Source organism: Rhodocyclaceae bacterium (genome assembly GCA_020248265.1).
Taxonomy (GTDB): Bacteria; Pseudomonadota; Gammaproteobacteria; order Burkholderiales; family CAIKXV01; genus CAIKXV01.
On sequence record JADCHX010000015.1, the window covers coordinates 65276 to 78311 of the forward strand.

The following is a 13036-nucleotide window of genomic DNA, read 5'->3' on the forward strand; positions in this document are numbered from 1 at the left end:
GCACTCTGTCAGGCGGGCGGCGGCGGGGAGCCCGCGGAGACGGTCAGTACTTCGAAGCCGCTGGCGGTGACCAGGACCGTGTGTTCCCACTGCGCGGACAGGCTGTGGTCCTTGGTCACGATCGTCCAGCCATCGGGCAACTGGCGGATCGCCGCCTTGCCGGCATTGATCATCGGCTCGATCGTGAACGTCATGCCTGCTTCCAGGCGCACGCCCGTCCCCGGGCGGCCATAGTGGACGACCTGGGGCTCTTCATGGAAGCGGCGGCCGATGCCGTGGCCGCAGAACTCGCGCACGACACTGAAGCCATTGCCTTCGGCGAGCGTCTGGATCGCGTGCCCGATATCGCCGAGGGTAGCGCCCGGGCGAACCTGGCGGATGCCGGCCCACATGCAGGAATAGGTGAGTTCGCAAAGCCGCCGCGCCTGGATCGACGGTTCGCCGACATGGAACATCCGGCTGGTGTCGCCGTGGAAGCCGTCCTTGATGACCGTGATGTCGATGTTGATGATGTCGCCGCCGCGCAGCTTCTTGTCGCCCGGGATGCCGTGGCAGACGACGTGGTTGACCGACGTGCAGACCGACTTCGGGTAGGGCGCGTAGCCTGACGGTGCATAGTTGAGCGGTGCCGGGACCGCCCGCTGCACGCCGGTGATGTAGTCGTGGCACAGCCGGTCGAGTTCATCGGTGGTCGCGCCGGGCTGCACATGGGGGCCGATGAAATCGAGCACCTCGGAGGCGAGCCGGCCGGCCACGCGCATCAGGGCGATCTCTTCGGGGGTCTTGAGGTTGATGGCGGACTGGCGCGGGGGTGGCTGCAGCATCGGACTGTTCCAGAGTTTCGAGGGCGGATTATGAGGCATCCGCGCCGTCGCCGCCGGACGCATGTCGTGAGCGATGGATCGCAACCGTCTCGCCGTGTTACTCTCGGGGGTTAGCCGTTTCGCCAGCGGCCATGTCGGCCGGCTTGCGGTTTCGTCTGAATTTCCCGTTTCACAAGATTCACCATTTCACACACGCACCGATACACAGGGTGTCCGCCGTTCCGGGCGGTGTCCGGCACGAAAGTGCCGGCAGTCCCGGAGCAGCGGAGGCAGTTGCGGAGCGTGGCGGACCAACCCTAGGGAGTTTCTCGATGTCAGTCACCATGCGCACCATGCTGGAAGCCGGGGTCCACTTCGGCCACCAGACCCGTTACTGGAATCCCAAGATGGCACCTTACATCTTCGGGCACCGTAACAAGATTCACATCATCAACCTCGAGAAATCGATCGTCATGTACGACGAGGCGATGAAGTTCGTGCGCAAACTCGCCGCGAACAAGGGCAACATCCTCTTCGTCGGCACCAAGCGCCAGGCGCGCGAGATCGTCCGCGAGGAAGCTACCCGGGCCGGTGCGTCCTTCGTCGACCACCGCTGGCTGGGCGGCATGCTGACCAACTTCAAGACGGTCAAGGGCTCGATCAAGCGCCTGAAGGATCTCGAGGCCATGGTCGCCGAAGGCAACGCCGAGAAACTGTCCAAGAAGGAAGCGCTGACGTTCCAGCGCGACCTCGAGAAACTCGAGCGCTCCCTCGGCGGCATCAAGGACATGACGTCGCTGCCCGACGCGATCTTCATCATCGACGTGGGTTACCACAAGATCGCCGTGCAGGAAGCCAAGGTTCTGGGCATCCCGGTGATTGCGATCGTCGACAGCAACAATTCGCCGGAAGGCGTGCATTACGTGATTCCCGGCAACGACGATTCCAGCCGCGCGGTGCGCCTCTATGCTCGTGGCGTGGCCGATGCGATTCTCGAGGGGCGCAGCCAGTCGATCCAGGAAATCGTCGGCGACGAGTTCGTCGAGGTCGAGGCAGGCGAGGAATCCGTCCAGGCCTGATTGCCTGCGGCGGGTCTGGAAAGGGCGGGGCCCCGTGTCCCGCAAGCCCCGGCAGCGGCCTGGTCGCTGCAGGGGTCAACCGATCGATTCGAAGTCCGGGTGTGCCGTGTGGCACGCCCCTGAAAGGAAGGATACGTCCATGGCCGAGATCACCGCTGGCATGGTAAAGGACCTGCGCGAGAAGACCGACGCGCCGATGATGGAATGCAAGAAAGCGCTGACCGAGGCTGCTGGAGACATGGCGCGCGCGGAAGAGATCCTGCGCGTGAAGCTCGGCAACAAGGCGACGAAGGCCGCGGGCCGGATCGCTGCCGAAGGGGTCGTCGGGGTGCACGTTTCGGGCGATGGCAAGCTGGCCGCGATCATCGAAATCAACTGCGAGACAGATTTCGTTGCGAAGAACGACGACTTCCTCGGGTTCGCACGCGACTGCGCCGCGCTGGTGGCGGAGAGGGCTCCGGCCGACGTCGCCGCGCTGTCGCAACTGCCGCTGCGCAGCGCGACGGTCGAGTCGACGCGCACGGAACTGGTTGGCCGTATCGGCGAGAATCTCTCGTTGCGCCGCTTCGTGCGCATCGAGGCACAGGGGCGTATTGCGACGTACATCCACGGCGGGTCGAAGATCGGCGTGGTGGTCGATGTCGTCGGTGGCGACGAAACCCTGGCGAAGGACATCGCGATGCACATCGCCGCGACCAAGCCGGTGTCGCTGGGCCGAGATGAAGTGCCGGCCGAACTGATCGAGCGCGAGCGGTCGATCGCTGCGCAGAAGGCCGCCGAGTCCGGCAAGCCTGCCGAGATCGTCGCCAAGATGGTCGAAGGCTCGGTGCAGAAATTCCTGAAGGAAGTGACCCTGCTCGGCCAGCCGTTCGTGAAGGACGACAAGCAGACGATCGAACAGCTGCTGAAGTCGAAAGGTGCCACCGTGAAGCGCTTCGTGCTGTTCCTCGTGGGCGAAGGCATCGAAAAGAAGCAGGTCGATTTCGCTGCCGAAGTGGCGGCTGCGGCGAAGGGAGTCTGATCCCGCATGGCCGACCACCACGACCAGACAGCGGCGACGCCCACAGGCAGCCCGGCAGCAACAGGTCCTGCGTACCGCAGGATCCTGCTCAAGCTGTCGGGCGAGGCCCTGATGGGGCCGGATCAGTTCGGCATCAACCGGCCGACGATCGCTCGCATCGTCGAGGAGGTTGTGGACGTGGTGCGGCTCGGCGTGCAGACCGCAGTGGTGATTGGCGGCGGCAACATCTTCCGTGGCGTCGCGCCCGGTGCGGCCGGCATGGACCGCGCGACGGCCGATTACATGGGCATGCTGGCGACGATCATCAACGCGCTCGCGCTGCAGGATGCGCTGCGCAAGGCCGGCATCGAGACCCGTGTCCAGTCGGCGCTGACCGTCGAGCAGGTTGCCGAACCCTATATCCGTGGCAAGGCGATGCGCTACCTTGAAGAGGGCCGGGTAGTCATTTTCGCCGCCGGGACCGGAAATCCGTTCTTCACGACGGACACCGCAGCCGCGCTGCGCGGAATGGAGATGGGCGTCGACGTCGTACTGAAGGCGACCAAGGTCGACGGCATCTACACCGATGATCCGCAGCGTAATCCGGCGGCGACCCGCTATGACTCGCTGACGTTCGACGAAGCGGTCAACAAGCAGCTCAAGGTGATGGACGCGACGGCACTGACGCTGTGCCGCGACCAGAACCTGCCGATACGTGTCTTCAGCATCTTCAAGCCGGGCGCGCTCAGACGCGTGGTTTCCGGCGAGAATGAAGGCACGCTGGTTCATTCCTGATCAGTGCGGAGCAGCCGATGATTGCAGAGGTCAAGAAGAACGCCGAACAGAAGATGGTCAAGAGCGTCGAAGCGCTCAAGGCCAACCTGGCGAAGGTGCGTACCGGGCGTGCGCATCCCGGCATCCTCGACCATATCCAGGTCGACTACTATGGCTCGCCGACGCCGATCACGCAGGTGGCCAACATCACCCTGATCGACGCCCGCACGATCGGGGTCACGCCCTGGGAGAAGAAGATGGCCAGCACGATCGAGAAGGCTATCCGCGACTCCGACCTCGGGCTGAATCCGTCGACCACCGGCGAGCTGGTGCGCGTGCCGATGCCGTCGCTGACGGAAGAGCGTCGCCGTGACCTGATCAAGGTGGTGCGCGGCGAGGGCGAGGATGCGAAGGTTGCAGTGCGCAACATCCGGCGCGATGCGAATGCGGAACTCAAGGCGCTCCTGAAGGACAAGAAGGTCGCCGAGGACGACGAGCGACGCGCCCAGGATGACGTGCAGAAGCTGACCGACCGGTTCATCTCTGAAATCGACAAGGCGCTCCAGGTCAAGGAAGCCGAACTGCTGGCGGTCTGAAGCCATGTTCCGCCGGCAGGAGCCGATCGCACCCGGGTTTCCCCCGGGGGACGTGCCGCGCCATGTCGCAATCATCATGGACGGCAACGGTCGCTGGGCGCGTCAGCGGATGCTGCCGCGTGTGGCAGGTCATCGTCGTGGCGTGAATGCCGTTCGGGCGACGGTGCAGGCGTGCGGCGAACTCGGGATAGAACACCTGACGCTGTTCGCTTTCAGCAGCGAGAACTGGCAGCGGCCGCCGGATGAAGTGTCGGCGCTGATGGAATTGTTCGCGACGGCGATCGAGCATGAGGTGTCCCGCCTGCACGAGCACGGCGTACGGTTCCGGGTGGTGGGTGACCGGGCGCGCTTCGAGCCCGGCCTGCAGAAGCTCATCGAGGATGCCGAGGCCACCACCCGCGACAATGCCCGCATGACGCTGACGATCGCGGCCAACTACGGCGGACGTTGGGACATCACTCAGGCGGTCAATCGCGCGCTGGCCGCGCGGGCGGCGTGCGGTCAGGGCGGTGCCGTCGCCTCGTTGCGCGAAGCCGAAATCGCCACGCACCTCGCGCTTGCACATGCGCCCGAACCCGACCTGTTCATTCGTACCGGCGGCGAGACCCGTATCAGCAACTTCCTGCTTTGGCAGCTCGCCTATACCGAGTTGTGGTTTACCGAGACGCTCTGGCCCGATTTCGGCTCGACCGACATGCAGGCTGCGGTCGAGGCCTTTCGCAATCGCGAGCGGCGTTTCGGCCGTACCAGCGACCAGGTTCGGCGCGAAGCCGGTCAAGCGTGTGCGGCCGAGGCGCTCGCGCAGCCGGGTCCGGACGAGGGGGCAGGGTTGCCCAGGGTCGCCGGCGCGCGGTGATCGCCCGCGCATTCGTGCAGGGGCTCGGCTGAGCATGCTTGGTCAGCGGATAGCGACAGCCGTCGTTCTCATCGCTTTGTGCGTGGCGGGGCTCTGGTTCGTGCCGCACTGGGCGTGGATGCTGGGCGTCGCGTCATTCTTCACGGTCGGCGCGTACGAGTGGGCAAGACTCACCGGACTCGGCAGGACGGCCACGGCTGCTTTCTGTGCCGCAGTGGCGCTCTCGATCGCCGCGCCGCTCGCCGGCATGCCGTTGGCATGGGTGGCAGCCGGGTGGGCGCTGGCGGGCATCGCATGGGCGATGCTGATGCCGGCCTTCCTTGCCCGCGCGGCGGCGGTGCGCAAGGCCTCCATCCCGGTCGGCTGGCTGGTGCTGGCGCCGGCGGGCGCGGCCCTTGCATGGCTCGGCCAGTGGCCCTGGCAACTGCTGTCGCTTCTGTGCATCGTATGGTTTGCCGACACCGGCGCGTACTTTGCCGGCCGGTCTTTCGGCCGCCACAAGCTGGCTCCGTCCATCAGCCCGGGCAAGACGTGGGAAGGGGTTGCCGGCGGAGCGGCGTGCGTGGCGCTCTACGTGTTCGTGCTGCAGTCATGGGGCGACGCGGTCGCGGGGCCGCTGGCCGGCGCCCCGGGCTGGGCACTCGCCGTGACGCTCACCGCGCTGAGCGTGCTGGGCGACCTTTTCGAATCGCTGGTGAAGCGCCAGGCCGGCGCGAAGGACAGCGGGACGCTGCTGCCCGGCCATGGCGGTGTGCTCGACCGTATCGACGGGCTGACGTCGACGCTTCCGGTGGCTGCCCTCGCGATCTACCTTTCCGCCGGATGACCCAATGACCGTCCAGACACAGACAGAACCGGCCGGGCTCACCGTGCTCGGCGCGACCGGCACGATCGGCGTGAATACCCTCGACATCGTCCGGCGGCATCCCGGGCGCTTCCGGGTGGTGGCGCTGACAGCCGCCACCCAGGTCGAGCGTCTTTACGTGCAGTGCCTGGAGTTCCAGCCGAAGCTTGCCGTGCTCTCCGATCCGCTCGCGGCGGAGGCCCTGGCCGTGCGGCTGCGCGCGCGCGGCGTGGCAACCGAGGTTGCATCGGGTCCCGATGCCTGCATCGCAGCTGCCGGACACCCGGATGCGTCCGTGGTCATGGCAGCGATCGTCGGTGCAGCCGGCCTGATGCCCACGCTCGAGGCGGCGCGTCATGGCAAGCGGGTGCTGCTGGCGAACAAGGAGGCGCTGGTGATGACCGGCGGTCTGTTCATCGGGGAACTGCGTCGTCATGGCGCGTCGCTGGTGCCTATCGACAGCGAGCACAACGCTATCTTCCAGTGCCTGCCGCGCGACTTCGCCGGCGACCTGTGTGCGGCCGGCGTGCGCCGGATCCTGCTCACGGCGTCGGGAGGACCCTTTCGCAGCCGCTCCCCCGAGTCGGTGGCCGACGTGACGCCGGAGGAGGCGTGCCGTCACCCGAACTGGGTGATGGGCCGCAAGATATCGGTCGATTCCGCGACCATGATGAACAAGGCACTCGAGGTGATCGAGGCCCACTGGCTGTTCGGCGCGCCTCCGTCGCAGATCGAAGTCCTGGTGCATCCGCAGAGCGTCGTGCACTCGATGGTGGAGTATCGCGACGGCTCGGTGCTCGCCCAGCTCGGCCAGCCCGACATGCGTACACCGATCGCCTACGGCCTGGGCTTTCCTGCGCGTATCGATGCCGGCGTCGAGTTCCTCGACCTGCTGAAGACCGGCCGTCTCGAGTTCGAGGCGCCGGATCCGCGTCGGTTTCCCTGCCTGCCGCTCGCGTGGGCTGCGCTGGCCGCCGGGGGTACGTCCAGCGCGGTGCTGAACGCTGCGAACGAGGTGGCAGTCGAGGCCTTCCTCGGCCGCCGGCTGCGCTTCGGGGATATCGCGCCGGTGATCGAGACGGTGCTCGCGCAGCCGTTGCCGGGCGATGCCGGCTCGGTGGCGGGCGTGCTGGAGGCGGATGCCGCCGCTCGACGTGCGGCAGGCACGGCCGTCGCCCGCCGTGCCTGCTAGTATGGTTATCGGGCTCCTCGCCACCCACCGGAAGTATCCGTCGCCATGCTGACTACGGTCGTTGCCTTCATCTTTGCACTCGGCATCCTGATCGTCGTGCACGAATTCGGGCACTACAGCGTCGCGCGCTGGTGCGGCGTCAAGGTGCTGCGCTTCTCGGTCGGCTTCGGCCGGCCTCTGGTACGGCGCGTCTACGGTGCCGACCGGACCGAATGGGTGATCGGTGCGATACCGCTGGGCGGCTATGTGAAGATGGTCGACGAACGCGAGGATGACGTCGCCCCGGCCGACCTGCCGCGGGCCTTCAACCGGCAGTCGGTGTGGAAGCGTATAGCGATCGTCGCGGCCGGGCCGCTTGCCAACTTCCTGCTGGCGATCGTCCTCTACTGGGCGCTGTTCATGCACGGCATCCCGGGCATGAAGCCGGTCATTGCAGAACCACCGCCAGGGTCGATCGCCGCCGCCGCAGGGTTACGGGCCGGCGACACGGTACGCGCTGTCGACGGCGCGGCTGTGCTCCAGTGGCAGGACGTGCGCTGGCGCATCCTGGGCCATGGCGTCGATCGCGCTGCGGTCAACATCGAAGTGGTCGACGCACGCGGGCAGCCCGCGGTGCGCGAACTCGACCTCTCTGGCGTGGCCACAGCGCAGATCGAAGAGAACTTCCTGGGCCACATCGGCCTCGCCGTGGCGCAGCCGAGGCTCGACCCGGTGATCGGCCGTGTCGTGGCCGGCAGCGTCGCCGATCGCGCCGGCGTGCTGGCGGGTGACCGGGTACTGTCGATCGATGCCCGGCCAGTCGATGACTGGGGCGCGCTGGTGAGGACCATCCGTGCGCACCCGGGAAAGCCGCTCGACATCGAGATCGACCGGGCCGGGCGTGCGATGCCGACCGTCCGGCTGGTTCCCGACTCCGCCGAGGAAGGCGGCCAGGTCATCGGCAAGGTGGGCATCGGGCCGAAGGTCGATCCGGCCCAGGTCGAGGCCATGATGGTCGACGTACGCTACGGCCCGCTGGAAAGCCTCCGCGAGGCGGTCGCCAAGACCTGGAGCACCTCGGTGTTGAGCCTGCAGATGCTGGGCAAGATGCTGATTGGCGAGGTTTCGCTCAAGAACCTGTCCGGCCCTATCACGATCGCCGATTATGCGGGCCAGTCCGTGCAGGTCGGATGGATTGCCTACCTCACCTTCATCGCGCTGATCAGCATCAGTCTGGGGGTGCTGAACCTGCTGCCGATCCCGATGCTCGACGGCGGACACCTGATGTACTATGCGGTGGAAGTCGTCGGGCGCCGCCCGGTTTCCGAACGGGCAATGGCCATCGGCCAGCAGGTCGGCATGGGTGTGCTCTTCGTGCTGATGGCCTTCGCGATCTTCAATGACATCCACCGCCTGATCGGCGGTTAATCCGGGCCGATCCTTCCGGTCGGGTCGTCTGGCGGCGTAGCTGCCGACGATTGCCCAAACTCCTACGACTACATGCTGCGCGCAAGACATCTGGTGGTTGGCCTCGCGCTGTGCTGGGCCCAGGCAAGTTCCGCATTCGATCCGTTCACCGTACGTGACATCCGCGTCGAGGGTCTCCAGCGTACCGAGCCCGGCACCATCTTCGGCTACCTGCCGGTCAAGGTAGGCGAGCGTATGACCGACGAGGGCGCAGCGCGGGCGATTCGTGCGCTGTACGCCACCGGCTTCTTCACCGACGTGCGCCTCGAGGTCGACGGGGACGTTCTGATCGTGACGGTGCAGGAGCGCCCGGCCATCGCCTCGGTCGAGATCAGCGGCTCCAAGGAGTTCAGCGCAGACCAGCTACGCGCGGCTCTGCGCAGTATCGGACTTTCCGACGGGCGCATTTTCGACAAGGCGCAGCTCGAGCGTGCCGAACAGGAGATCAAGCGCCAGTACATCAACCGCGGTCGCTATGCGGCGCAGGTGCAGACAACGGTGACGCCGCTCGAGCGCAACCGTGTCGGCGTGTCCTTCCAGATCAGCGAAGGCGATGTCGCGCGCATCCGTCAGATCAATTTCGTCGGCAACAAGGTCTTCTCCGAAAGCACGCTGCTCGGCCTGATGAAGCAGCGTACGCCTGGCTGGCTCACCTGGTACAGCAAGCTCGACCAGTATTCGCGCGACCGGCTGTCCGCCGACCTCGAAACGATCCGCTCGCACTACCAGAACCGCGGCTACCTGGAGTTCACCATCGAGTCGACGCAGGTCCAGATCACGCCGGACCGGCGCGATATCTTCATCACGATCAACGTCATCGAAGGCGAGCGTTACACGGTTTCCGACGTGCGCTTCGCCGGTGACCTGCTGCTGCCCGAGGCCGACCTGCGGCGTCTGCTGCGGCTGAAGTCCGGCGAGACGTTCTCGCGGGAGCGGCTGACCGAATCCACGAAGGCGATGACCGAACGGCTGGGCGACGAGGGTTACGCGTTTGCGAACGTCAATGCGGTGCCGGAGATCGACAAGCAGAATCGGACGGCGTCGTTCACCTTCTTCGTCGATCCGGGTCGTCGTGTCTATGTGCGGCGGGTCAACATTGCGGGTAACACTCGTACCCGCGACGAGGTGATCCGGCGCGAGATACGCCAGTTCGAAGGCGGCTGGTACAACGCCGAAGCACTCACCCGGTCGCGCCGGCGGGTCGACCGTCTCGGTTATTTTTCCGAGGTGAACATCGAGACGCCGGCGGTACCTGGCGCGAACGACCAGGTCGACGTCAACGTGTCGGTAGTCGAACGCGCCACCGGAAACCTGCTGTTCGGTGTCGGTTTCGCCAGCGGCGACGGCCTGATCCTTCAGGGCTCGGTGTCGCAGAACAACATCTTCGGCAGTGGCAACGCGCTGGCGGTCCAGCTGAACACCGGGCGCGTCAACCGTACTGCGTCGATTTCGTTCACCAACCCGTATTTCACTTCCGACGGCGTGAGCGCCGGCTTCGACGTCTACCGCCGCACGTACGACCCGTCGTCGCTGGGCCTCGGAAACTACCTCACCAAGACGGCCGGCCTCGGCTTCCGGCTCGGCCTGCCCGTGACCGAGGACGTCACCTTGAACGTCGGGCTGACCACGGAGCAGACCGATATCACTACGTATGCGGACAGCCCGAAGCGCTACATCGACTTCGTGAACACGTTCGGTCCGTCTAACCTGGCGGTGTTTGCCACCGTCGGCTTTGCGATCGACCGGCGCGACAGCCGTATCTATACGACGCGTGGCACGTTCCAGCGCGCGTTCGCCGAGGTGACCATCCCGGGCAGCGATCTCGAGTACTACCGCCTGAACTACATCGGCCAGTATTTCCTCCCGTTGACGCGTGACGTCACACTGCAACTCACCGGCGATATCGGTGTCGGCAATGGTCTGGGCGGAAAGCCGCTGCCCTTCTACCGCAACTACTTCGTCGGTGGCATCAACTCCGTCCGCGGCTACGCCACCGGCTGGGTCGGGCCCCGCGACCCGGACAACATCCCCATCGGCGGCTCGCACAAGATGGTCGGCAACGCCGAACTGTTGTTCCCGTTCCCCGGGCTGCGCAACGACCGGTCGGTTCGGCTCAGCACCTTCTTCGATGCTGGATATGCCGATGATTCGTTCACGACGCGCAACATCCGGTATTCGACCGGGCTTGCGGTAACCTGGATATCGCCCTTCGGTCCTCTCAAGCTGAGCATCGCAAAGCCGCTCAACAACGAGAGTACCGATCGCCTGCAGCGTTTCCAGTTCACCTTCGGGAGCGTGTTCTGACCGGTGGTATGATCCAGCGTGGGGTGCATCATGCACCGGCCGTTCACTCGGGGGCAGGGATGGTTCGAAGGTTCTGGTTGGCGATCGGGCTGGTGATGACGCTGGCCGCAAGTCAGGGTGTCTGGGCGCAGGTTTCCGATCTCCGTATCGGGTTCGTGGATACCGAACGCATCCTGCGTGAGGCGGCCCCGGCCGTGCGTGCGCAGAAGCGCCTCGAGAAGGATTTCGCGCCGCGTGACCAGGAGCTTCAGCGCCTCGCCAGCCGTGCCAAGGATCTCCAGGTGTCGCTCGAGAAAGAAGCGGTGACGCTGTCCGATACGGAGCGCAACAAGCGCGAACAGGAACTGGCGCGCCTGACCCAGCAGTTCCAGCGCCTGCAGCGCGAGTTCCGTGAAGATCTGAACATCCGTCGCAACGAGGAGATGGCCACCGTCCTCGAGCGCGTGAACGCCGTGATCAAGCGCATCGCCGAGAGCGACAAGCTCGACCTCGTTTTCCAGGAAGCCGTGTACCGTAGCCCCAGGATCGACATCACGGAAAAGGTCCTGAAGGCCTTGGCCGCGTCGGACAGATAGCGCCGGTTGGCCGACGGCATCCGCTTCGTCCCCCGCCCGATGGCGTTGAAACTGTCGGAAATCGTTGCCGTGCTCGGTGGTGAACGGCTCGGTGGCGACCCGCTGATCAGATCCGTGGGGTCGCTGGCAGAGGCGGGCCCGGGCGCGATCGGTTTTCTCGCCAATCCGCGCTATCGCGGCCAGCTCGCATCTACGCGTGCAAGCGCGGTGATCGTCGCGGAGTCCGAACGCGAGGCGACCAGCCTGCCACGGATCGTAGCGTCGAATCCTTACGCATATTACGCCAGGGTTGCGCAGCGGCTGAATCCGCCCGCGCCGGTTCATCCTGGCGTCGATCCGTCGGCGTCGGTCGATCGATCTGCGCGGGTGGACCCGTCCGCGTCCATCGGTGCCGGCGCCTCGATCGGTCCGGGCGCCGTGGTCGAGGCCGGCGTTTCGATAGGACCGGGCTGCCGAGTGATGGCGAAGGCCGTCATCGGCAGCGATACCTGGCTCGCTGCGAACGTCACCCTCTGCGAAGGCTGCCGGCTCGGTGCGCGCTGCGTGGTGCATCCTGGGGCGGTGATCGGTGCGGACGGGTTCGGGTTCGCGCCTGATCGGGGCCGCTGGGTGAAGATCCCGCAGGTGGGTACGGTCGTGGTCGGCGACGATGTCGAGATCGGCGCCAACACGACCATCGACCGCGGTGCGCTCGACGACACCGTGATCGGCGAGGGCTGCAAGATCGACAACCTGGTGCAGGTCGGGCACAACGTGCGCATCGGGCCTTTCAGCGTTATTGCCGGCTGCGTCGGTATCGCGGGCAGCGCGCGCATCGGCAGCGGGTGCCGCATTGGCGGGGCCGCAGGCATACTCGGCCACCTGGAGATTGCCGATGGCGTCGAGGTGTCTCCGTTCACGCTGGTTACCCGCTCGATCCACGAGCCGGGGAAGGTGACCGGGTACATGCCAGTGCAGGCGCATGACCGCTGGCTGCAGAACGCCGCCCAGGTACGGCACCTGGCGCGTATGGCCGACCGGATCAGGGAACTCGAAGGGCGGCTGGCCGCCCTCGAATCGAACATGGCGGACGGCCGACCGGCTCGCCGGAAGGCTTCGGAGGGGGAATGACGTGAGCGAATCGATGGACATACACGAGATACTGCAGTACCTGCCGCACCGCTTTCCGTTCCTTCTGGTCGACCGGGTGCTCGAATGCGAACCGGGCGTACGCATTCGCGCCCTCAAGAACGTGTCGATCAACGAGCCGTTCTTTCCCGGGCATTTTCCGCACCATCCGGTGATGCCGGGCGTACTGATCGTCGAGAGCCTCGCCCAGGCTGCGGCAATCCTTTCCTTCAAGACCGTCAAGGCGCGTCCGGACGACGGGTCGGTGTACTACCTGGCCGGCGTGGACGGTGCACGCTTCAAGCGGCCGGTGCACGCGGGCGACCAGTTGCACCTGGAAGTCGAGCTTTCCAGGCACATGCGGGACGTCTACAAGTTCAAGGGTATGGCGAAGGTGGACGGCAAGCTTGCCGCCGAGTGCGAAATCACCTGCGTGCGGCGGGCGATCGCCTGATCGGGG

Annotated in this window: 13 protein-coding genes; 12 read left to right on the forward strand and 1 reads right to left on the reverse strand. The window is 65.8% G+C overall.

Translation table 11 applies throughout. From position 1 onward, the window contains the following. Positions 1-8: 8 nt before the first annotated feature. Positions 9-824, reverse strand: a complete 816-nt coding sequence (map, locus tag ING98_14950) for a type I methionyl aminopeptidase (GenBank protein ID MCA3103161.1) — start codon at positions 822-824, stop codon at positions 9-11. A gap of 311 nt (positions 825-1135) precedes the next feature. On the opposite strand from map, the gene rpsB reads away from it, so the two are divergent. The 12 genes from rpsB to fabZ all read left to right on the forward strand — a co-directional run bounded on the left by rpsB (position 1136) and on the right by fabZ (position 13030). After that, positions 1136-1882, forward strand: coding sequence for a 30S ribosomal protein S2 (gene rpsB / locus ING98_14955; GenBank protein ID MCA3103162.1), 747 nt, complete (start codon positions 1136-1138; stop codon positions 1880-1882). A 139-nt stretch (positions 1883-2021) separates the two neighbouring features. Beyond that, positions 2022-2903: an elongation factor Ts gene (locus ING98_14960; GenBank protein ID MCA3103163.1), complete on the forward strand. Its 882-nt coding sequence runs from the start codon at positions 2022-2024 to the stop codon at positions 2901-2903. 6 nt (positions 2904-2909) lie between these two features. Next, a complete protein-coding gene (locus ING98_14965) occupies positions 2910-3677 on the forward strand; it encodes a UMP kinase (protein ID MCA3103164.1) in 768 nt (255 codons plus the stop codon). 17 nt (positions 3678-3694) lie between these two features. Further along, positions 3695-4252 carry a ribosome recycling factor gene (frr, locus tag ING98_14970; protein ID MCA3103165.1) on the forward strand — a complete coding sequence of 186 codons (558 nt, stop codon included), beginning with the start codon at positions 3695-3697 and terminating at the stop codon, positions 4250-4252. A gap of 4 nt (positions 4253-4256) precedes the next feature. Continuing rightward, entirely contained in the window at positions 4257-5108 is an 852-nt protein-coding gene (gene uppS, locus ING98_14975) for a di-trans,poly-cis-decaprenylcistransferase (protein ID MCA3103166.1), read from the forward strand. Positions 5109-5136: 28 nt separating this feature from the next. After that, the gene (locus ING98_14980; protein MCA3103167.1) at positions 5137-5934 is read left to right on the forward strand and encodes a phosphatidate cytidylyltransferase; all 798 of its coding nucleotides are present in this window, start codon (positions 5137-5139) and stop codon (positions 5932-5934) included. 4 nt (positions 5935-5938) lie between these two features. Further along, complete coding sequence (locus ING98_14985; protein MCA3103168.1) at positions 5939-7144, forward strand: 1-deoxy-D-xylulose-5-phosphate reductoisomerase; 1206 nt, start codon at positions 5939-5941, stop codon at positions 7142-7144. Positions 7145-7189: 45 nt separating this feature from the next. Then, positions 7190-8551 carry an RIP metalloprotease RseP gene (gene rseP, locus ING98_14990; GenBank protein ID MCA3103169.1) on the forward strand — a complete coding sequence of 454 codons (1362 nt, stop codon included), beginning with the start codon at positions 7190-7192 and terminating at the stop codon, positions 8549-8551. A gap of 72 nt (positions 8552-8623) precedes the next feature. Further along, positions 8624-10894, forward strand: a complete 2271-nt coding sequence (gene bamA, locus ING98_14995) for an outer membrane protein assembly factor BamA (protein ID MCA3103170.1) — start codon at positions 8624-8626, stop codon at positions 10892-10894. Positions 10895-10989: 95 nt separating this feature from the next. Beyond that, positions 10990-11469: an OmpH family outer membrane protein gene (locus tag ING98_15000; protein ID MCA3103171.1), complete on the forward strand. Its 480-nt coding sequence runs from the start codon at positions 10990-10992 to the stop codon at positions 11467-11469. Positions 11470-11508: 39 nt separating this feature from the next. Continuing rightward, on the forward strand, positions 11509-12579 hold the full coding sequence (gene lpxD / locus ING98_15005) for a UDP-3-O-(3-hydroxymyristoyl)glucosamine N-acyltransferase (GenBank protein MCA3103172.1): 1071 nt from the start codon (positions 11509-11511) through the stop codon (positions 12577-12579). 13 nt (positions 12580-12592) lie between these two features. Continuing rightward, positions 12593-13030, forward strand: coding sequence for a 3-hydroxyacyl-ACP dehydratase FabZ (gene fabZ / locus ING98_15010; GenBank protein MCA3103173.1), 438 nt, complete (start codon positions 12593-12595; stop codon positions 13028-13030). Positions 13031-13036 lie beyond the last annotated feature (6 nt).

Bases quoted from the DNA above. Each gene is read 5' to 3' on its own strand.
- frr (MCA3103165.1), top strand. From the start codon at position 3,695: ATGATTGCAGAGGTCAAGAAGAACGCCGAACAGAAGATGGTCAAGAGC.
- rseP (MCA3103169.1), top strand. From the start codon at position 7,190: ATGCTGACTACGGTCGTTGCCTTCATCTTTGCACTCGGCATCCTGATC.
- bamA (MCA3103170.1), top strand. From the start codon at position 8,624: ATGCTGCGCGCAAGACATCTGGTGGTTGGCCTCGCGCTGTGCTGGGCC.
- ING98_14960 (MCA3103163.1), top strand. From the start codon at position 2,022: ATGGCCGAGATCACCGCTGGCATGGTAAAGGACCTGCGCGAGAAGACC.
- lpxD (MCA3103172.1), top strand. From the start codon at position 11,509: ATGGCGTTGAAACTGTCGGAAATCGTTGCCGTGCTCGGTGGTGAACGG.
- rpsB (MCA3103162.1), top strand. From the start codon at position 1,136: ATGTCAGTCACCATGCGCACCATGCTGGAAGCCGGGGTCCACTTCGGC.
- ING98_14965 (MCA3103164.1), top strand. From the start codon at position 2,910: ATGGCCGACCACCACGACCAGACAGCGGCGACGCCCACAGGCAGCCCG.
- fabZ (MCA3103173.1), top strand. From the start codon at position 12,593: ATGGACATACACGAGATACTGCAGTACCTGCCGCACCGCTTTCCGTTC.
- ING98_15000 (MCA3103171.1), top strand. From the start codon at position 10,990: ATGACGCTGGCCGCAAGTCAGGGTGTCTGGGCGCAGGTTTCCGATCTC.
- map (MCA3103161.1), bottom strand. From the start codon at position 824: ATGCTGCAGCCACCCCCGCGCCAGTCCGCCATCAACCTCAAGACCCCC.
- ING98_14985 (MCA3103168.1), top strand. From the start codon at position 5,939: ATGACCGTCCAGACACAGACAGAACCGGCCGGGCTCACCGTGCTCGGC.
- uppS (MCA3103166.1), top strand. From the start codon at position 4,257: ATGTTCCGCCGGCAGGAGCCGATCGCACCCGGGTTTCCCCCGGGGGAC.